Source organism: Pseudomonas sp. CP4, from assembly GCF_047758505.1.
Classification (GTDB): domain Bacteria; phylum Pseudomonadota; class Gammaproteobacteria; order Pseudomonadales; family Pseudomonadaceae; genus Aquipseudomonas; species Aquipseudomonas fluorescens_AO.
The window spans coordinates 2,564,417-2,585,805 of record NZ_CP180489.1 but is presented as its reverse complement, the minus strand read 5'-3'; the positions used below and the strand labels follow the sequence as shown (position 1 = coordinate 2,585,805).

Genomic DNA, 21,389 nt, shown 5'->3' with positions numbered 1-21,389 from the left:
GAACGCCCGATGTCCACCGCCATACGCCCCTCGGCCTGTCCGGGGTTACTGCGTATCGTCCAGGCACTGGACGGCGGTATCTGTCGGATCAAGCTCGATGGCGGTTCGATCAGCGCTGATCAGGCCGATGCGGTGGCCGCTGCCGCCGGAGCGTTTGCGAGCGGTGCGATCGAAGCGACCAATCGCGGCAACCTGCAGATTCGCGGCATCGGTGCGCAATCGGCGGCGCTGATCGAGCGCTTGCTGGCCGCTGGCCTCGGGCCGAAGAACGCCGCCGGCGACGATGTGCGCAATCTGATGCTCAGCCCGGCCGCCGGCATTGATCGGCAGATGCTGATCGACACGCGCCCGCTCGCAGGGCAAATCCTCGACACCTTGCAAAGCCATCCGCGCTTCCATGAGTTGAGCGCCAAGTTCGCCGTGCAGCTCGATGGCGGCGAAGCGCTGGCGATGCTCGAGCATCCCCATGATCTGTGGTTGTCGGCGTTCGAGCGTGACGGCGAAACCCTCTGGGCATACGGTCTGGCCGGTTGCCCGACCGATCGCCCTCTCGGCGCTGTGACTCAGGACAACGCTCACGCGCTGGTGGTCGCCGCGCTGGAACTGTTCCTCGACCTGGCCCGGCCAGAGCAAACACGGATGCGCCATCTGCTCGATGAGTTGCCCAGGCTCGCGTTTCTGGAATCGTTGCGCGAGCGCGTATCGCTCAAGGCAATCAGCAATTGGCAGCGCCCGCCGTCGGCAGACGCGCTGCACATCGGCGCTCACCAGCAGAACACGCAGGGTCTCTGCTACGTCGGCGCGGTGCCGCCACTGGGCCGACTTGATCCGGCGATGCTGCGTGGCGCGGCGCAACTGGCCCGACAGTTTGGCGATGGCAGTCTGCGCTTCACGCCGTGGCAGAGCCTGCTGCTGCCGAACGTGAACGCCACTGATACCGACAACGTGCTTGAGCAGTTGCGGGCGTTGGGCCTGTTGTCGAGCGACGCCGAACCACTGGCGCGCCTGATCGCCTGCACCGGCGCCGATGGCTGCGGCAAAGGCCTTGCCGACACCAAGCAGGACGCCCGGCAACTGGCACCTTTGCTGCCCGCAGGGCTCAGCGTGCACCTGTCGGGCTGCTCGCGCTCCTGCGCCGCCGCTCACTGCGCGCCCGCCACACTGCTGGCCGTTAGCCCCGGCCATTACGACCTTTATTTTCGCGATGCAGCACAACCCGGTTTCGGCTCGCTGCACGCCTGCAACCTTACTATTGAAGCGGCCGCGACTTTGCTCGACGCCCGCTCCCGGAGCCCCCTTGATGCTTGATTACATCCGCGACGGTCAGGAGATCTACCGCAACTCCTTCGCGATCATTCGCCGCGAGGCCAATCTGGCGCGCATTCCCGCCGATCTGGAAAAACTCGCAGTGCGGGTGATCCACGCCTGCGGCATGGTCGAGGCCGTCGACGGTCTGCAATTTTCCGACGGCGCGGGCAAGGCCGGGCGCAATGCACTGGCGGCCGGTGCGCCGATTCTCTGCGACGCGCGGATGGTCTCCGAAGGCGTGACCCGCGCGCGCCTGCCGGCCAACAATCAAGTGATCTGCACCTTGCGCGACGACAGCGTGCCGGAGCTGGCTCGCGAGTTGGGTAACACCCGCTCGGCCGCCGCGCTGGAACTGTGGCGCCCGCACCTTGAAGGCAGCGTGGTGGTGATCGGCAACGCGCCGACCGCACTGTTCTACTTGCTGGAAATGCTCGACGCCGGCGCGCCAAAACCGGCACTGATCCTCGGCTTCCCGGTGGGTTTTGTCGGCGCTTCCGAATCGAAAGCGGCGCTGGCTGCCGACAGTCGCGGCGTGCCGTTCGTGATCATGCAGGGTCGCCTGGGCGGCAGCGCCATGGCCGCCGCCGCCGTCAATGCCCTCGCCACGGAGATCGAATGATGCAGGCCAAAGGACGTCTGATCGGCCTCGGTGTCGGCCCCGGTGATCCGGAGCTGATCACTGTCAAAGCCTTGCGCCTGCTGCGCGAATCGCCGGTGGTCGCGTATTTTGTGGCCAAGGGCAAGAAGGGCAATGCGTTCGGGATCATCGAGGCGCATCTGGTCGAGGCGCAGAATCTGCTGCCGCTGGTCTACCCGGTGACCACCGAGGCGTTGCCGGCGCCGCTGTCGTATGAGCAGGTCATCAGCGATTTCTACGACGAAGCTGCTGTAGCGGTCGCCGAGCATCTGGATGCCGGCCGCGACGTGGCGGTGATCTGCGAGGGCGACCCGTTCTTCTACGGCTCCTACATGTATTTGCATGACCGCCTCGCCAGCCGTTACGAGGCCGAAGTCGTGCCGGGCGTGTGCTCGATGCTCGGCGGCGCTTCGGTGCTCGGTGCGCCGCTGGTGTATCGCAATCAGAGCCTGTCGGTGCTTTCCGGCGTGCTCCCCCATGAAGAGCTGAAGCGGCGTCTGGCCGATGCCGACGCGGCGGTGATCATGAAGCTGGGGCGCAACTTTCCCAAGGTGCGTCAGGTGCTGGAAGAACTCGGTCTCGCCGAGCGCGCTCTGTATGTCGAGCGCGCGACCATGGCCAATCAGAAGATCGTGCCGATGGATCAGGTCGAGCCAATGTCTTCGCCGTACTTCTCGCTGATCATCGTCCCGGGCGAACGGTGGCAAGGTTGATGAGCCAAGCGACTCCCGCCATCGTCATTCTCGGCCAGGGCAGCCTCGCCACGGCGCGGCGCATTCAGCAGGTCTATCCAGCGGCGCGGATCCACGGCCTTGCCGGGCGCGTCGAAGGCGCCGACTGCACGTATCAGGAATTCGGCGCCACCCTGCGCGGGTTGTATCAGCAGGACACGCCGATCATTGCCCTGTGCGCGGCGGGGATTGTCATTCGCACCTTGGCGCCGCTGTTGCTGGAGAAAGGCGCCGAACCTGCGGTGCTCGTAGTAGCGGAGGACGGCAGTGCGGTGGTGCCGTTGCTCGGAGGCCTCGGCGGCGTCAACGTCATGGCCCGTGAGATCGCGGCGGCGCTGCAAGTGGCACCGGCAATCACCACCAGCGGCGAATTGCGCTTTGGCACCTGCCTGCTCAACCCGCCGAGCGGCTACGCACTGGCGGATCTGGAATCGGGCAAACGCTTCGTCTCCGATCTGCTTGCCGGGCACAGCGTGCGCATCGAAGGCGCTGCGCCGTGGCTGGATCAGGCGCAGTTGCCGCAGGATCCGCAGGCGCAGCGGTCGATTCATGTGAGTAGTGCGCAGCGGGTGGCCAGCGCCGATGAATTGCTGATTTACCCGCGCAGTGTGGCAGTGGCGGTGAGTGCTGAACTGACGGACCTGCCAAACGTCCTTCGCGCTGCGTTGCAACAGGCCAACGTCGCCGTGCCGGCACTGGCCTGCCTCGTGGCAGCAGACGCTGAAATGGCCGCATCGAATTTGCGTGAGGCAGCGCTCGAGTTGGGCGTGCCGCTGCGCTTTGTGGCGGCGCAAAGCGATCTTCAGACCTTGGCCCGCGTTGCGGTGCCCACGGCGAACGTGATCAGCGCAGAACATCTGGCGATCGCGATTGCCGAGCAACCGCTGGACGTCGCGCAGATCGGCCGGCCACGCGGTCGTCTCGCGGTCATCGGCCTCGGCCCCGGCGCCGCCGAACTGATGGTGCCTGCGGTGAAAGCCGAACTGGCCCGCGCGACCGATGTGCTTGGTTACGAAACCTACGTACGCATGGCCGGCCCCTTCCGCGACGATCAGGTGCAGCACTGCACCGACAATCGCGAAGAAATGCAGCGTGCCCGCCACGCCTTCCGGCTTGCCGCCGAAGGACGCTCGGTGATCGTGGTGTCTTCTGGCGATCCGGGCGTGTTCGCCATGGCCGCTGCGGTGCTCGAAGCCCTGCACGAATCGGACGATCCGGCGTGGCACAGCGTCGATCTGGAAATCCTCCCGGGCGTTTCCGCCTCGCTGGCCACTGCGGCTCAGGCCGGTGCGCCGCTGGGCCACGACTTCTGCGTGATGTCGCTGTCGGACAACCTCAAACCGTGGGCGATCATCGAGAAACGTCTGGATCTGGCCGCCGAAGCGGATCTGGCCCTGGCGTTCTACAACCCGATTTCCCGAGCTCGCCCATGGCAGTTGGGCCGGGCGCTGGAAATCGTCGCGCAACATCGCGCGTCTGAAACACCGGTGGTGCTGGGGCGCGATATTGGCCGTCCGGGACAGACGCTGCGTACCACGACACTGGGCGCGTTGACGCCGGAACAGGTCGATATGCGCACGATGGTGCTGATCGGTTCTTCAACCACTTGCACCTTTGCCCGTGCCGGTGGTGGTGATTGGGTTTATACGCCGCGTTGGTACGGCGAGAAGCCGCTTTAATGATGTGCATGCCGAGGCAAGTTGTAAGTAACTTGTCTCGGCGTGACATCCGGTCAAAGTTCCTGTCTGAATCTTTCCCTTTTGAAACCGGACGATGATTGCGTCAAGAACGCCGCTTTGGCTGTCTGGCCAGTAACTGGCGGCCAACTTATCTGTTGCCGGATGGTGCGCGTGAGTAACGTCACTGTTATTTGATATTTCCCCGGTAATCATTTGAGTTTTGTGTTTTTTGAAGTCAATGCATCGGCAGCATAACTTCGTCCAGGTTTACTTTAATGAATCAGGGATGAAGGCTTATGAGTGTCATGGAACAGTATGTCGGCGAAGCGGATCTTATTTCTGCCAACGATTATTCAGCGCTGCAACGCGCCTTGAAGGAGTTTTCCGCTACTGAAGAATATGCCCAGTTGACAGCGCTTTACGAGAGCGCAGGCAGGGCCTCGGATTTCACTGAAAAACTGCAAGTCGTAACGCTTTTCCTCGACAACTTCGAGCGCCTGGCCAAGCGCAAGAAGGCGCCCATGCCGGTGGCCATTGATCGAATCGAAAACGGTCTGCGCGATTACGCGACGCGCCTGGCGGCAACCGTGAGCATGTTCAGTGACATACCCGCGCCAGTGCCCAAAACAATGCACTTTGTCTGGGTCGGCGGCAGCCAGGTCGGCGCTATCCAGCGTGATTACATGAATGTCTGGCGTAAGGTTCTGGCCACAGAGGGCTACCAGTTCAATCTCTGGTATGACAGCGATGCCTTGCTTGCTTTCGAAATGAATCGGGTCATTTCCGACAGCGCGCGAGTGGATGCGATGGAGTCGGGTGGTGACACCGTGAGCAAGCCCGGCGAATTGGCGAAGATGATCGAAGACCGGGCGCGAGTCTTGAAACACGAGATGTTCGATTTTCTGCAACAACCGCAATGGCAAGGCAAAGCCGATCATGCCCGTATTGAATTGATGGTGCGCGCCTACGGTAAAGACCGGGCAACACTGGAGAGCTTTCGGCAGCAATGTTTGCAGACTCATGAACAATTGGCCGGTAGCGATTTGCAGTTGCGCGATGTTCGCCAAGAATTTCACGGGCATTTTCTGGCCGATGTCTATCAACGTGAAGTGGCGATGCGCGGCAACTTCGCAGCGGCCAGTGATGTTGTGCGCTTGCAGGCTGAGTATCTGGAGGGTGGTCGTTACACTGACATGGATTACTTGCCACCGTTGGCCGACAAATTGGGTGGCGTGGATATCAGCGGTTACAGCGAAGAGCAACGTATTGGCGTATTACAAGTGTTGCTCAATAACGATGAAACCTTGATGCCGGGTCGCGACCGGCATCGCTATCTCGACAGAGTAGAGACTATTGCTGCTGCAGATCGGGAGGCGTTACAGACGTTTGCTCGCAACAAGCCTCCTCTAGCGGAGATCTTCGTCGCCCCGCAGCAGCATTCGGTACCACGGGATGCGATGCGTCTGGGAACGGCTCATGGGGTATCCGTTGCGGGGGAAATGAACGCGCATATCCTCGCCCACGCCGGCAGTGGCATGACCATGGCCTACATGCAGATGATCCGTCTGAATTATGACTGCCTGCTACAAGTGGAGCGTCGTGCGATCGCCGCCGGTATCGATATGAACGACGCGGGGCGTCTGGTCGCGGTTATTCAGAACGTCGTGAATGAAGTGCTCGTGCAAAAGAAATTCCCGGCTTCAACGATCCATTTCGCCGCGGGCAGGCTCATCGAAGCCATCCATTCCTATTATCAGGACGGCATTCGGGTCGGTGCTCGAAGCACGATTACCCTTACCGGACCGGGGGCAGCGGCCGCCGGGCTGACCAAATACATCGAAGAACATTTGCTGCCTGACCAGATCGACCGCATCCGCAATCATCTGAAACTGGTCGAGGGCTATAACGTTTTTACCGAGGAGGAAATGATCTCCGGCTGGACCGTCAATGACGATGAGGCGCAGTGGCTGGCCAAAGAGCAGGAAAAATGGCGCAGCGGCAAACTCAAGTCGCGTTATACCGGCCAACTGGCGGATCTGCTCAAACCGCAACAGACGCTGACGTTCAAGCAGGGCTGGCCGGTGGTGGGCGGTAAACCGGTATTGTTGACGTCGGTCCTGCAGCAATGGATGGATGACCTGGGCGAGCCCTTTGTCCGGGCTATGCGCGAAAAACTCAGCGGTGAGATCACCTTCACCGATGCTTTTGCCTTCGGCTTCGACACGCGGCAGTTGATTGCGGCGCAACCGCAGGGCGTGCTGCCGGTTTCCCATGGCGCCGAAACGTCCAGCAATCTCAACGAACTGTTCAGTCGGGTTGCCCATGACGCGCTGCCGCTGCAACAACTCAGTCCGCTGGTGCGGGTCATGCTCGGCGGGATTTTCGGCGCAGACAGTCTGGACGATGCGGGCTTTGCGAGCGTCTGGAAAACCGTGCGTGAGCTTGCCGTGGCAACCGATGGAGACGGCACTTTCGCGCGTTTTGACGCCATCGAAAAAGCCATTCATCAGCGCCCGGAATTCGAGACGGCGCTGACGCGGGGTGAGGCGCATGAAGTGTTGACGGCGCGTGAACTCAAGGTCCAGGCACTCTTCGAAGCGCTGACGGTGCGACAATGGCGCGAGCGTATCGGGCAGATCAAGCGCACCGCGCAGCGTGAATACCGCACCCGGATCATTCAGCGCAGTGCGCAGGTGCGGGAAATGTTCATCAGCGCCGGCGCGACCTCGGCCCGGCAATTGTCGCAGGACTTGCTGATGCAGACGACCAGCGACCCAGGGCGACGGTGTTATCCGCTGGCGCTGTTGATGGGCGCAGCGGTGGTCGCCGGCGAGTCGGCCGAGCGCACGCTGGTCGGGCATGTCGCTACGGCCAACATCGATCCTGAACACACCAGTTCACGGGCGTTGCTCAGTGCGCTGAACGAATTGCGGACTGTCCCCACCAACACCATTGGCAAGCCTCTTGGCCTGCAGAATCTGGACTCGCTGATGCAGCAGCTGGAGGCGAAAACGGCTTCTACCGTCCTGTTGCTCGACACCGGCGATCACGCGTTGTTGATGGCCAAGGTGCAAGTAGACGGCCGGTTCGTCTATCGCTTCTACGACCCGAACTTTGCCATCTACGCGTTCGCCACAGGTGCCCAGGCCAGGCTTGGCGTGGAGCGTTATCTGAGTGCAGGCGATAGCGCACTGGCCAGGCTTTACGGGCTGGGCGACATGGCGGCTGCGCGCTTCAACGTCATCGAGCTGAACACTGAGGTGATTGCCGCGCGCAAGCTGTCGGCGGGGTTGCGCGTGGACAGTTTCTTACACTCGCCATCGAGCGATTCGCGCCGTGCCTCGGTCTGGGCCAGACAAGCGCTGGCGCGCCAGCGCTCGCTCAGCGAAAACGCGCGCATGGGCACAAGCCTGGCACAAGTGGATGCACGATACTGGGCGCAGGCATTCGGCGAGGCCACGCAGCAATTGCGCAGTGAACACTCGCTCGGGCGCGAATATCTGCCGTTGCTCGACACCCTCAAGCCGCAGGCGGACGGCGCTTTTTCGCTGACTCTGGTCGATGCGCAAAACCCGCGTCAGGCGCGAACGGTCAGTACCATCGACCCGCGATTCAACACGCTCAAAGAGCATCTGCAGCGGTTGGTCAAAGCGGCCAAACCCGCGGCCCCGGGTGAGTCTGATGGCGGCAGTCGCTTGAGCTTTGCCTTTGCGATCCAGACCCTGATCACCGAAATGCGCCAGCGCGATTACCAGGCTGGCGATCAGTTGCCAGCCCTGTCGATTGCCCTGCAAGTGCAGGTCTATGTCAGTTATGCCCAATTGGGTTTCGGCGTGGTCAGCGATACCGCTCAGGTGATCAACCTGGTGCGGCAGGTCGCCGCCAGTGAGCAGGCGCTGCTGTTGCGTCAGTCGTCGCTGGCCGGCCGTGTGCTCGGGCCGGCAGCCACTGGTGTCGGCTTTGCGTTCTCGCTGGTCAACATCGGCTTCGACATCTACAACCTTTCGCTGGCGCAGAACCACGAGCAGCGCTCACGGTTTTCCACGTCGCTGGCGTTCAATGTGGCGGCATTGGGGCTGGACATTGCCGCGCTGGCAGTCGGTGGAACGGTCGGCGCGGCGGCAGCCATTCTGTCGGTGCCGTTGCTTGGTATCGGCATCGGTGCCACCGCGATTGCCAGTAATCTGGGGCAAATCGCCGACAAGGCTACGGCGGTCGGCAATCATTTGCGTGCCGTCCACAACGCTTACCAGCCAGGCGCTTTTACTTTTGCCGACGGGACGCTGCAGTTCCCGCCCGAAGCCGTCATTACCCAGCTTGATCTGCAAGACCGGCAGGTTCGTTTCGACAGCCAGCGGTTTTATCCGTGGGGCGGCGGCCCGCTGGAGCTGCCGCAGTACAACGATGATCCGAAGCAGATCCACCGATCGCTGAACATTCGCCAGGCCTTCGGTCTGCGCGAGAGCGCAACGCTGGCTATCCGCGACGATGCTGCGCTGCATACCGTGGTGCTGCCCTGCACGCCGCTTTGCTATTACGGTTACGAATATCAACTGGGGGGCGCCGGCTATGTTTACGAGGCCTTGCCGGGAGAGCAGGTTGAACCGCGTAGCGCCAGTGAACATCCCGACCCGAACTGGTTGTCGTATTTCAATCCGGTCATAGCAGTGGGCGATACTCTGAGAATACAGCTCGATGAGCGCATCCACACCCGCTACCCGCAATTGCGCAACAGTGTGGCGGACAAGCTCGAATACGATGAGCGAGGCAACCGGCGTTTTTATCTGCACAGCACGCCGTCGCTCAAACACATTCTCTACAAGCTGCATCCGGTTTATAAACCGACCATGATTCGCGTGCAGCTCAACGAGCATGTTCGTCAGTTGGCGGTGCCGACGTTGCCGGTGGAATGGCTGCACAAAATTTCCTATGAAATCACCTCCATGCCCGGTCACTGTCAGTTGCGCCTGACTCGCGGTTTGAGCGAGGTGAAATTTAACGGCGTTGGCAAATGGCTGGTGCATGCGCCCTGGGTCAATCTCGAGCAGGTCCGCTTTGCTGATGCAGTGATCGCGGATGACGACGGCCCACGGTCATATCTGGCGGGGCGTCAATTGACGATTGACGGCATCGTGCTTTCGGCTTTCGAGGGGCTGATCGAACTGGCCGGAGGTGAACTGTACGAGCTGGACTGGCAGCACAATGCATTGCGCCTGGTGTCCGTTACCCTTGGCGATACCCACCATTCCCGCGATGTCCTTGCGCGACTGAGCAAACTCGGTGACGAGGATCGTCTGGCCGCCGGCTATCTGAGGCTTGAGCGATTCAACGTGCCGTTCACCCCGGCCAGCCAGCCGCTGAGGACCACGGCTTTTTACGATGGCCCGCGCAGACGCCTGTTATACGCGCGCAACCTGCCTGGCGCGGTCAGCGATGGCTTGCTGCTGGGCGCCGCCACGGCAGATGAAGCGTGGTTTTATCATCCCGATCACGCCACCGTCTGGCGCGTCAATGTGCTCAGCGGGCTGGTCGTGCAGCGCTATCGTTTGCTGAGTCTTGAAACCGGCACGAAAATCAGCGCTTTCGCGCAACTCGCAGACGGCACTCTGCGCGTCTCGCAGCAGTTGGTTGAGCGCAAAAACCTCAACATGCGAACCACGCTGGAATTTCACCTGGCTGACAAGGACGTGACGCTGACCGATATCACGCTAAGGTCGCGCGGGTTGGAAAATTCCCCCCTCAAACCTGAAGAAGGCAGCCGGATCGTGTTTTTCCGTCATCGCCAGAAACAGCCTCGCCCCTATGCCGACGAAACCCCCGGCATGGCTCCGGCCATCAGCACATGGCGCTACGCACCATATATTCATGCGCAGGCTTATTCCTTCGATCAACTGCTCGAGCGAGCCTGGATCGGCGCGGAAAATGGCCGCTACTTCCGCGCGGACCCGTACAGTGACGCGGACAGAGTGTTGCTCATGCCGCGATCCGCTGATCCGGCCATGGCACGGCTGTTCTACAGCAAGCAGAGCCAGATGCTCAGCCATGGCATCGAACTGCGTGACAATGTTTTCATGCAGCAAGCGCTGGCGCGGGATGTGGTTGACATCAGACGTGTCGGTGACAGCTATCTCGCCACGTTGAGCGATGGTCGACTGTTCGAGATTGACCTCGGTGCCCGTGAGGATAACTGGTTGTCCGAGATAGACAGGGATGTGCTGCAGTTCGTCGGCCTCAGCCAGCGCTGGCTGCAACAACATCCCGACTGGCTGGCCGCACTGCCGGCGCTGGCCAGGCAATACAACAGCGCAGCATTTGCGATCATCGGCTTGCGCGCCCAGGCAGGCCAGCCCTTTCTGGCCGCATGGTGCGTGGACGAAAAGCTGGTACTGGCGCAAACGCCTGGCAACCGTGAGCTGACGTTACTGGGCCTGACGCCGGACCGGCAAGCCGTCTGGCTGCTGGATTCCGATGCCGGAGCAATCTGGCGGCAAACGCTAGTGTCATTCGAGGAAGCTCGCGCGGCGTTCGGCAACAGCAGCGTCGTGCAGCATCGCCAGGCCTTGCCACAGGCCGAACCGGTCTGGTCATCGTGGACATTCGGCGAAGTCCTGCCGCAGGGCGATGGCCTGCTCGGGCGCACCCGCGAAGGCGTGACGCTGCAACTGCAGGATCAACAACCGGCACGAATTATCGGCACGGAAAATCGCTGGTCCTATCGCCTCGGCGAAACGCCCGCACAATTGTGCGAGCGTTTGAAGCAACTGCTGGACGGACAATCTCATGCCGCCTTCCTGCCCGTCGAAAATACGGGCAATCGTTACCAGTATTACGTGCCGACGCTGAATCGGCTGTTTGATGTGACTGCCCGGGAGGATGGCCAGTGGGCGACGTTCCTCGGTACGCGCGATACCGATAATCCGCTATTGCTCGACTCGATCGACGAGCTGGTTTTCAGTGCCGGAACGACCGACAGCGTCTGGTTGCCGGGCAGCCATGCCCGCCGTGATGCTCAGGTCATGACGCTGCAAGTGAGCGATGACCTCACCGAAGTCCTGCCGCTGCTGGTTGACGGCGTGGACACATTGATCCTGAGCTTTGGTTCGCACACGGAGGGCTATCGGATTTCGGCCGATAGCTGGCCGCGTCTTGATTGCGTTGTTGTCGATGTGCGGCGTCCGTCCGCCAGCGAAGCGTCGGAGCCAGGCTTGCTCGCGCTCGACGTGGGGGACTGTGGGCATTGGTTGATGTCGCGGGTTGCTGACGAGCTGTTGCTTGCCGATCCGGACAATGGTCGCAGTCTGATCGTGCGCAACGCCCAAGCGCAGAGCGCATGCGAGTTGGCGCTCCGCGTGTCGGGTCGCCTGTATCTGTTCGCGCTGGAGCAATGGTTGCTGGCGTTTGAGGCTGCGCAGGACAGCGACGCCACCGCTACGCTGGCGGCCGTGACTGAACAGTTGCCTTGACGGGTTGAGCCTGCACGATAAAACGCCGCGAACGTTGCCGTTCGCGGCGTTTTATCGTGTCCTGTGCGTAAAACTGCGGGCGCTCAAGGCACCAGATAACCTTTGACGCCGGTAAAGATGATCTGCGCCGCCAGCGCGCAAACAAACAATCCCATCAAGCGGCTGACAATCTGCAAACCCTGATCGCCGAGAATCCGCTCGATGCGATTCGACAGGTACAGCACCACACCGACAGTGAAACTGGCCAGCGCGATACTCATGATCGCGGTGAGCTTGTCGTCCCAGTGCGGCTGGCTGACGCCCATCACCAGCAATGCACCGATGGTGCCCGGGCCGACCGTCAGCGGAATGGTCAGCGGCACGATGGTCACGTCCTGCTGCACATTGTCGGCCTGCACCGCCGGTTTGCCCTGCGCCATGCCCAGTGCAGAAATGAACAGCACGCTGCCGGCGCCAATGCGGAAAGCATCCACGGTGATGCCGAAGACATCGAAAATCACTCGCCCGAACAAATACAGCAGAACGCTGGAAATCAGGGTCGCAAGCGCCACCTTCCAGGCCAGGCGCCGCTGCTCCTTGCGCGAATAGCCGCGGGTCAGGCTGATAAAACAGGACAACACGAAGAACGGGCTGTAGAGCACCAGCATCTTCAGATAAACGCTGAACAACACATGGAGCATGATGCAAGCTCACTGGCGATGGAGTCGGGGGGGAGTCTATCAGGCACCGGACAATCTGTCGGTTTACGACGGCTGGGTCGTGGCCCGGTTCTGCTGATCGCGCTGGGCGACCCAGTGTTCGATCAACTCGCGCAACTGAGAGAGCTCGACCGGTTTGGACATGTGCCCGTCCATCCCCGCCTGACGCGCGCGCTCTTTGTGTTCAGCGAGAATATGCGCGGTCAACGCCACGACCGGCGTGCGGATGCGTTGGTTGCTGACTTCCCACGCGCGTAATTGCTGCGTCGCGGAGAAGCCATCAAGGACCGGCATCTCACAGTCCATCAGCACCAGATCGTAACGCTGGGCCTTCATCGCTTGCAGCGCTTCTTCGCCATTGCTCGCGGTGTCCGGCTGCAGGTTGAGCTTGCCGAGCATGCCGCGAATCACTTTGGTCGAGATGGTGTTGTCTTCGGCGACGAGGATGCGGAAGTCGCTCGGCACTTTGGCTGCCGTAGCCGCCGTGAGCACTTGCGGCTGGTACACCACCTGGCCCTTGTTGCGCTGATTGAGTTCGTCGGCGAGGGTGGTCTTGAGCGTATAGCCGGCCACCGGTTTGGCCAGAATCCGTTTGATTCCCGAGTTGCGCGCAATGATCTTGCTCGGCGCGTTGCTGATGCCGGTGAGCATGATCAGCAGGATGTCGTGGTTCAGGCTCGGGTCTTCCTTGATCTTCGCTGCCAGTTGCATGCCGGTCATGCCGGGCATGTTCTGGTCGAGCAGGACCACGTCGAAGTAATCGCGCAGGTGCGCCTTGGTGCGCAGCAGTGCCAACGCTTCCTTGCCCGACGGCACGGCGCTGACATTCAGGCCCCAGGCGCTGCACTGCTGCACCAGCACTTTGCGGCAGGTGTCGTTATCGTCGACCACCAGCACCCGTGCACCTTGCAGCGGGCTGTCCAGATCGGACGTCGGATGCTCGAGGCGATCCGGGTCCAGCGGCAAAGTCAGCCACAGCGTGCTGCCCTGAGTGGCGCCGCTCTTGATGCCGAACTCGCCTTGCATCAGACGAATCAGTTGTCGCGCAATCACCAGGCCGAGATTGCCGCCGAGGCGATTGGCCGAAAGGAAATGTTTGCTGTGCAGTTCAGCGTGCAGCAATGCTTCACGCTCTTCCTGCTCCATCGGCGCGCCGCTGTCCTGCACGGCGATACGCAGGCGCGGTTTGCTGCTGCGCTCGTCGAGGGCAACGACGATCAACACTTCGCCTTCCTCGGTTTTCTTCAGGGCGTTTTCCAACAGGCTCAGCAAGGTCTGGCGCAGGCGTGTCGGATCGCCGCTGATCACCCGTGGCACTTGCGGCTGGATGAAACTGATCAGCTCGACGTTCTGTTGCTCGGCCTTGGCCCGGTAGATGCTCAGGCAATCGTCGATCAGCGCGTTGAGGTCGAACTGCACGTCGTCGAGTTCGATCTGCCCGGATTCGAGCTTGGATATGTCGAGGATCTCGTTGATCAGTGTCAGCAGTTCGTTGCCGGCGCTGTGGATGGTCTGCACGTAATCGCGCTGCTTGACCGACAGCGGCGTGCCCAGCAGCAGCTCGGTCATGCCCAGAACACCGTTCATCGGCGTGCGGATTTCGTGGCTGATCTTGGCGAGGAATTCGGCTTTGGCGTTGATTTCGGCGTTGCTGGCCGCCAGGTCGCGGCTGATGCTGAAGCGGCTTTCGGTGATGCTGCGCTGTCGCTCACCCAAGGCAATGCTCATCAACAGGCCGCTGATGCAGATGAACACCATCAGCGTCATGATCAGGCCTTGCGGCGTGACCAGCGTCAACCCCAGCAGCGCCGGGAGGATGACCAGCGTGCCGATGTTGAACACGACCATGGCGGCGACGAACAGACGCGCCGGGCGATAGCCCTTCTGCCAGTGATAGAAGCCCACCAGCAACATGCTCAGGCCGGCCAGTGCGACCAGTGCGTAGGTGATGATGTTCAGCGGCAACGTGTTGACGAACAGCAGCAACAGGCTGCACGTGACAATCAACAGAATGTCGCCCCACAGCAGTTTGTTCAGCGGGTGCTGGCCCAGAGGCGCGAAGAAGCGCAGGGCATACATCAACCCGGCGGGAGCCGTCAGCAACAGGGCCAGATAAGCCCCTGGCGTCTGGAACGCATGCCAGTTCGGCAGCCACGGACCGGCAAGGTTGAGCAACAGGAACAGACTCAGCCCGAGCAGGCCTTCACAGATTGCCAGCCACAGACTGCTGCGCGAGCGCGAGTAGGCGTAGCGCACCAGATTGTGCAGCAGGAGCATGGCAAGACAGCCGAACAGCAGGCCGAAAATCAGCGTCTGCTTCTGATCGGCCGCGCCTTCGAGCGCTGCCTGCAGGGTGATGTGCGGGCGCAACTGATGGTCGGAGACCATGCGCACGTAGACATCGAGGGGCTTGTCGGCCTGGGGCAGCGGCAGCATGAAATCGCTGCTCGGCAACGGTCGCTCGGCCTGGGGCCGCTCGTTGCCGGTATTGCGTTGCTCGATCAGCCGGTCGCCGTCGAGCACGTAGAGATTGAGCTGTGACAAGTCAGGGGCAAAGATGCGCAGCACTTGCTCGTGCTTGCCCGGCGCCAGTTTGAAGCGCAGCCACAGGGCGCCCTCGGGTTCGGCCGCAGTCAGACGGTCAAGCTCGGTGGGGCTGAATTGATTGGTGTAGCGAGCGGAGCGGATGTCGCTCAGTTGCAGGATGCCCTGATCGTCAAGCAATACCGACCAGCCACTGCCTTGCGCGGCCTGGGCCGGGAGCATGCAGAGCAAGGTCATCAGCGTGACGGTGAAGCTTATGGCAATCCTGAGCCAGCGCACGGCGAAATCCCTTCGTAGGTTGATGCCAGAATATAACGATGCGCGACGACCGAACAGCCCGGCGAGGAATGGCATCCCGCGCCGGGCCTGATGATCGCTTACTCCTGGGTTTCGCCGCGTTCACGGGCAATGGCGCGGTAGCCAATGTCCTTGCGGTAGAAGCAGCCTTCCCAATCGATGGCAGCGGCCAGTTTGTAGGCTTGATGCTGCGCTTCACCGACGGTGGCGCCCATGGCCGTGGCACAGAGTACGCGGCCGCCCGCAGTAACGACCTGACCGTCCTTCAATGCGGTACCGGCGTGGAAGACTTTGCCTTCCAGACCCGCCGCTGCATCGAGACCATTGATCGCCGCGCCTTTAGCGTAGTCGCCCGGGTAGCCGCCAGCGGCCAGCACAATGCCGACGCTCGGACGCGGATCCCACTGCGCTTCAATCTTGTCCAGCGCTTGCGCCAATGCGGCTTCAACCAGCAGCACCAGGCTCGATTGCAGACGCAGCATCACCGGTTGGGTTTCCGGATCGCCGAAGCGGCAGTTGAACTCGATGACTTTCGGGTTGCCGGCCTTGTCGATCATCAGACCGGCATAAAGGAAACCAGTGTAGACGTTGCCTTCCTCGGCCATGCCGCGCACGGTCGGCCAGATCACCTGGTCCATCACGCGCTGATGCACGTCGGCGGTGACTACCGGGGCAGGGGAGTAGGCACCCATACCGCCGGTGTTCGGGCCGCTGTCGCCGTCACCGACGCGTTTGTGATCCTGGCTGGTGGCCATCGGCAACACGTTCTTGCCGTCGACCATGACGATGAACGAGGCTTCTTCGCCGTCGAGGAACTCCTCGATCACCACGCGCGAACCGGCGTCGCCAAACGAGTTGCCGGCGAGCATGTCGCGCACGGCGTCTTCGGCTTCGGCCAGGGTCATGGCGACGATAACGCCTTTGCCGGCAGCGAGGCCATCGGCCTTGATCACAATCGGCGCGCCTTTTTCACGCAGATAAGCCAGGGCCGGCTCGATCTCGGTGAAGTTCTGGTAATCGGCGGTCGGGATCTTGTGGCGGGCGAGGAAGTCCTTGGTGAAGGCCTTCGAACCTTCCAATTGTGCAGCACCGGCAGTCGGACCGAAGCAGTCCAGACCACGAGAGCGGAACAGATCAACGACGCCAGCCACCAGCGGCACTTCCGGTCCGACGATGGTCAGGGACACGTTCTTTTCGGCGAAATCGGCCAGTTGCTCCAGCGCTAACACATCGATGGCGACGTTTTCGCACTTGGCTTCAATGGCGGTGCCAGCGTTGCCCGGTGCAACGAAAACCTTCTGCACACGCGGATCCTGAGCCACTTTCCAGGCCAGAGCGTGTTCACGGCCACCGCTGCCAATGATCAAAACATTCAAAGAGAGACTCCTTCGGAGAAAGCTGCAAGCTACAAGCTGCAAGTAAGAGCGACTGCGTGGCGCTCAATTACAGCTTACGGCTTTGAATTAATAAGGCTGCACCTGCAAGAAGGAGCGACACCTGTCTGCTCTTTCTTGCAGCTTGCAGCTTGAAACTTGCGGCTGCTTCAATGACGGAAGTGGCGCATGCCGGTAAAGACCATCGCGATGCCCGCTTCATCAGCAGCAGCAATCACTTCGTTGTCACGCATCGAACCGCCTGGCTGGATCACCGCAGTGATGCCGACCTTGGCCGCATTGTCCAGACCGTCGCGGAACGGGAAAAAGGCATCGGAAGCCATGACTGAACCGGCGACCTGCAAACCGGCGTGCTCAGCTTTGATCGCGGCGATGCGTGCCGAGTTGACGCGGCTCATCTGGCCGGCGCCGACACCGATGGTCTGGCGGTTCTTGGCGTAGACGATGGCGTTGGATTTGACGTACTTGGCGACTTTCCAGGCGAAGATCAGGTCGTGGATTTCCTGTTCGGTCGGCGCACGTTTGGTCACCACTTTCAGGTCATCGGCGCTGATCATGCCGATGTCGCGGCTCTGCACCAGCAGCCCACCGTTGACGCGTTTGTAATCCCAGGCAGTGGCGCGGTCAGCCGACCACTCGCCGCAGGCCAGCAGGCGTACGTTGGCTTTGGCGGCAACGATGGCACGGGCTTCTGCGCTGACGCTTGGGGCGATGATCACTTCAACGAACTGACGCTCGACGATCGCCTTGGCGGTTTCGGCGTCCAGTTCACGGTTGAAAGCGATGATGCCGCCGAACGCCGACTCGGTGTCGGTGGCGTACGCCAGTTCGTATGCCTGGCGGATGCCGCCCTCAGCGTCCGGGCTGACCGCTACGCCGCAAGGGTTGGCGTGCTTGACGATCACGCAGGCTGGCTTGACGAAGCTCTTCACGCATTCAAGCGCAGCGTCGGTGTCGGCGACGTTGTTGTACGACAGCTCTTTGCCTTGCAACTGGGTCGCGGTGGCGATGCCGACTTCGGCAGGCTTGGCTTCCACGTAGAACGCCGCGCTCTGGTGCGGGTTCTCGCCGTAGCGCATTTCCTGAGCCTTGATGAACTGGCTGTTGAACGTACGCGGGAATTCGCTGCGACCTTCAGTGCTCAAAGTTTCAGCGGCCTGGTTCACGGTGCCCATGTAGTTGGCGATCATGCCGTCGTAGGCCGCGGTGTGCTCGAAGGCCTTGAGCATCAGGTCGAAACGCTGAGCATAGGTCAGGCCGCCGGCCTTGAGATTTTCCAGAACGTTGGCGTAATCGCTGGCATTTACCACGATGGCTACGTCTTTGTGGTTTTTCGCTGCCGAACGGACCATGGTCGGACCGCCGATGTCGATGTTCTCGATAGCGGTCGGCAGGTCGCAGCCTGGCTTGTTGATGGTCGCTTCGAAGGGATACAGGTTGACCGCTACCAGATCGATCGGCTTGATGCCGTGCTCGTTCATGATCGCATCGTCAGTACCGCGACGACCGAGGATGCCACCGTGGATTTTCGGGTGCAGGGTTTTTACCCGACCGTCCATCATCTCGGCGAAACCGGTGTAATCCGCGACTTCCACTGCGGCAACGCCGTTATCGCGCAGCAGCTTGAACGTTCCGCCGGTGGAGAGGATCTCGACGGCCAGAGCTTCGAGCTCCTTGGCGAATTCGAGGATCCCGGTCTTGTCGGAAACGCTGATCAAGGCGCGGCGGATCGGCAGGCGGGTAGTCTGGTCGGTCATCTCAATTTCCATCAAAAGCAAAGGAAGTCAGCAAAAAAGGCGACCGTTTTTTACGCGGGCGCCTTTCTGGTTTGATTGAATGCTTACAGCAGATCGTACTGCTTGAGTTTCTTGCGCAGCGTGCCGCGGTTCAGTCCGAGCAGCTCACTGGCCTTGGTCTGGTTGCCCTTAACGTAGTTCATCACGCTTTCGAGCAGGGGCGCCTCGACTTCGGACAGCACCAGGTTGTACACATCCGTGACGGACGCGCCCTCAAGGTGGGCGAAATAATTGTGCAGCGCCTTCTCGACACTCCCGCGAAGGGTCTGGCCTTCTTCGCTCGGCGTGTTGAGGTGCTGTTTCAAATTCACGTTGTCGCTCACGGGTGTTGTTCCACTCACTAAAGTCTCGGTCATCATCGTCATGCGGCCACCCCTTCTTCGTCCCCTGTCAGGCTCTTGTAACGCTCGGCGAAGAACTCCCGAACGTCGGCGCATTGTGTTTCCGTACCATCCAAACGATTGAAACGGGCGCGAAACTCCCTGGCGCCCGGCAAGGTTGCGAGATACCAGCCCACATGCTTGCGGGCAATGCGCACGCCCATCACGTCACCATAGAAGGCGTGAAGGGCAGCCAGATGCTCCAGCAGGATGCGTTCCACTTCGCTCAGTTCCGGCGCCGGCAATTTCTCGCCGGTGCGCAGGAAGTGTTCGATCTCGCGAAAAATCCATGGCCGCCCTTGAGCGGCACGGCCTATCAGCAGGCCATCGGCACCGGTCGCGTCAAGCACGTATCGGGCCTTTTCCGGCGAATCGATATCGCCATTGGCAAACACCGGGATCGACACCGCCTGCTTGATCGCGGCAATCGTGTCGTACTCGGCTTCGCCTGTGTACAGATCGGCGCGCGTACGGCCATGCACGGCCAGCGCTGCGATCCCGGCCTGTTCGGCGATCTTCGCCACGGTCAGGCCGTTCTTGTTCTCGCGATCCCAGCCGGTGCGGATCTTCAGGGTGACCGGCACATCAACCGCGGCCACCACGGCCTGCAGGATCTCGGTCACCAGTGCTTCGTCTTTCAGCAACGCGGAGCCGGCGGCCTTGTTGCAGACCTTCTTCGCCGGACAGCCCATGTTGATGTCGATAATCTGCGCGCCCAGTTCGACGTTGGCCCGTGCCGCATCGGCCAGCATCTGCGCATCGCCACCGGCAATCTGCACCGAGCGGGGCTCGGGATCGCCTTCGTGGATCATGCGCATGCGCGACTTGCGGGTATTCCACAGGCTCATGTCGCTGGTGACCATTTCCGAGACTACAAGCCCTGCGCCCAGACGCTTGCACAGCTGACGAAAGGGCTGGTCGGTGACGCCCGCCATCGGGGCGAGAATCAAACCGTTCTGCAATGTATATGGGCCGATGCGTACCGCCGACATAGGACTTCCCTGAAGTGGGGCCGGATCATGAGAGTTCGAAAAAGGGTGGGCATGATACCCGCTCTCGATGACTGGTTAAAGGCTGAATTGAACAAAATCTGAACAGTTATTCTGTTATCGCCAACGGTTTGGTTGGCTCCGATCCAGTCAGAAAAATGCCGTCAATCGGGAAACGCTGAAGCGGTTCATTCCGGCGAATGGAAGTTCAGGCTGTAGTTCACCGCTTTCGGCCCCGGATCGAGAATATCCAGGGCGATGTGGATCGGCGTCTGCGGCGGCATTTCCGCCAGGCCTTCAAGATCGCCGCTCAGGTACTCGCCGGGTTTGAAGCGACGACTGGCGATCAGGTGACCGTTGAGGTCGGCAAAGCGCAGTTCGAGCAAGGGGAACGGCTGGGAAAACGTCGCGCGGTTGTAAATGATCGCATCGACCACCAGCGCCCCGCTGAATTCCGGATGGCTGCGCACCACCAGGTTGCTGCTCTTGATCTTGCCGATGTCGACTTTGGACGGCACGGTGCAGCCGATCTGCGGGCAGACCTGCTGGAACCATGGGCGGTATTGATCCTGCCGCGCCAGTTCCTCGAAGTGATAGGCGATGTACTGAGCGGCAAGAGCGCCGGCGGCCAACACCACCAGCAGCAGCCAGAGCAGGCGCCGGCCCCAAGGGGAACGGCGTTGCTGCCAGTCCAGTTGCAGCGGATCGTCGGTCAGATCCTGCAGCACCTCGGCGCGCACGCCGGGCTCGGCCCGTTCACGCTTTTTGCGCGGCGAGGTGATCAACGGCAGATCGTCGTCATCGCTGTCGTCGCTGGCCGACAGGCGCTCACGGCGGGCGTTGGGATCGATCGGATCGTGCAGGCGCAGTTGCGGGATCGGCGGCTCGTCGTCCAGATCCACCGGCTCCAGCGACAGCGAAGGTTCGGTGCGCTCGGGTTCGAGGGTTTCGATGTGCTCGATATCTGGCTCGATATCTGGCTCGACATCAGGCGCTACGCTGCGCTCATCGGCAGGCTCGCTGAACAGGCTGTCGGGCCAAGTGCCTTCGTCGGGTTCCGGGCTATCGCGCCGGGCGCTCAAGGAATCTTCGCGGGCACGCCCGAACTCGGCGACCGGCTGGATTTCGCGTTGTTCGAGGCGGGCGAGTTCTTCGTCCAGATCGAGGCTGTCCAGATCCAGTTCCGACGCGCTCCATTGCTTCTGGCTGATGGCGCGCGGTGCAGGAATTTGTTCGACGACCGCAGAATCGCTGACAGGCGCGGGCGCTTCAGGCAGCGGCGGCGCGAGTGGCGTCACCGCGTCCTTGCCGGCATGTTGCTCGAGCAGCTGCTTGGCAGCATTGAACACTTGCAGGCAGGAGCCGCAACGAACCACCCCGCGCGCCACGCTCAACTGGGCATGGTTGACGCGGAAACTGGTCTGGCAATGCGGGCACTGGGTGACGAAACTGTCGGTCATGCGGCGATCCGGT

12 protein-coding genes are annotated in these 21,389 nt (G+C 61.4%); 5 read left to right on the top strand and 7 right to left on the bottom strand.

What is annotated here, in order from left to right:
• Positions 1 to 9: 9 nt before the first annotated feature.
• The 5 genes from cobG (at position 10) to ACMYUN_RS11510 (ending at position 11,818) form a co-directional block, all read left to right on the top strand.
• Positions 10 to 1,308: a precorrin-3B synthase gene (gene cobG, locus ACMYUN_RS11530; RefSeq protein WP_415763753.1), complete on the top strand. Its 1,299-nt coding sequence runs from the start codon at positions 10 to 12 to the stop codon at positions 1,306 to 1,308.
• On the top strand, positions 1,301 to 1,927 hold the full coding sequence (locus ACMYUN_RS11525; RefSeq protein WP_415763752.1) for a precorrin-8X methylmutase: 627 nt from the start codon (positions 1,301 to 1,303) through the stop codon (positions 1,925 to 1,927). The genes cobG and ACMYUN_RS11525 overlap by 8 nt, the downstream gene beginning before the upstream one ends.
• On the top strand, positions 1,924 to 2,658 hold the full coding sequence (locus tag ACMYUN_RS11520) for a precorrin-2 C(20)-methyltransferase (protein ID WP_370695113.1): 735 nt from the start codon (positions 1,924 to 1,926) through the stop codon (positions 2,656 to 2,658). Before ACMYUN_RS11525 ends, ACMYUN_RS11520 begins: the two co-directional genes overlap by 4 nt.
• Positions 2,658 to 4,355, top strand: coding sequence for a precorrin-3B C(17)-methyltransferase (gene cobJ / locus ACMYUN_RS11515; protein ID WP_415763751.1), 1,698 nt, complete (start codon positions 2,658 to 2,660; stop codon positions 4,353 to 4,355). The genes ACMYUN_RS11520 and cobJ overlap by 1 nt, the downstream gene beginning before the upstream one ends.
• Before the next feature lie 296 nt (positions 4,356 to 4,651).
• The gene (locus ACMYUN_RS11510) at positions 4,652 to 11,818 is read left to right on the top strand and encodes a TcdA/TcdB pore-forming domain-containing protein (RefSeq protein WP_415763750.1); all 7,167 of its coding nucleotides are present in this window, start codon (positions 4,652 to 4,654) and stop codon (positions 11,816 to 11,818) included.
• A gap of 83 nt (positions 11,819 to 11,901) precedes the next feature.
• Here ACMYUN_RS11510 and ACMYUN_RS11505 read toward each other — a convergent pair whose 3' ends face one another.
• The 7 genes from ACMYUN_RS11505 to ACMYUN_RS11475 all read right to left on the bottom strand — a co-directional run bounded on the left by ACMYUN_RS11505 (position 11,902) and on the right by ACMYUN_RS11475 (position 21,376).
• Positions 11,902 to 12,498 (bottom strand): MarC family protein, encoded by a 597-nt coding sequence (locus ACMYUN_RS11505; RefSeq protein WP_016771870.1) that lies wholly within the window; start codon positions 12,496 to 12,498, stop codon positions 11,902 to 11,904.
• 63 nt (positions 12,499 to 12,561) lie between these two features.
• Positions 12,562 to 15,339 (bottom strand): hybrid sensor histidine kinase/response regulator, encoded by a 2,778-nt coding sequence (locus ACMYUN_RS11500; RefSeq protein ID WP_310403789.1) that lies wholly within the window; start codon positions 15,337 to 15,339, stop codon positions 12,562 to 12,564.
• Between the two features lie 98 nt (positions 15,340 to 15,437).
• Complete coding sequence (purD, locus tag ACMYUN_RS11495) at positions 15,438 to 16,733, bottom strand: phosphoribosylamine--glycine ligase (protein ID WP_415763749.1); 1,296 nt, start codon at positions 16,731 to 16,733, stop codon at positions 15,438 to 15,440.
• 167 nt (positions 16,734 to 16,900) lie between these two features.
• Positions 16,901 to 18,508, bottom strand: a complete 1,608-nt coding sequence (purH, locus tag ACMYUN_RS11490; protein WP_415763748.1) for a bifunctional phosphoribosylaminoimidazolecarboxamide formyltransferase/IMP cyclohydrolase — start codon at positions 18,506 to 18,508, stop codon at positions 16,901 to 16,903.
• 83 nt (positions 18,509 to 18,591) lie between these two features.
• Complete coding sequence (gene fis / locus ACMYUN_RS11485) at positions 18,592 to 18,912, bottom strand: DNA-binding transcriptional regulator Fis (protein ID WP_002555375.1); 321 nt, start codon at positions 18,910 to 18,912, stop codon at positions 18,592 to 18,594.
• A complete protein-coding gene (gene dusB, locus ACMYUN_RS11480) occupies positions 18,909 to 19,919 on the bottom strand; it encodes a tRNA dihydrouridine synthase DusB (RefSeq protein ID WP_310403781.1) in 1,011 nt (336 codons plus the stop codon). Before dusB ends, fis begins: the two co-directional genes overlap by 4 nt.
• Positions 19,920 to 20,104: 185 nt before the next feature.
• Positions 20,105 to 21,376: a DUF3426 domain-containing protein gene (locus ACMYUN_RS11475; protein ID WP_415763747.1), complete on the bottom strand. Its 1,272-nt coding sequence runs from the start codon at positions 21,374 to 21,376 to the stop codon at positions 20,105 to 20,107.
• Positions 21,377 to 21,389: the final 13 nt, after the last annotated feature.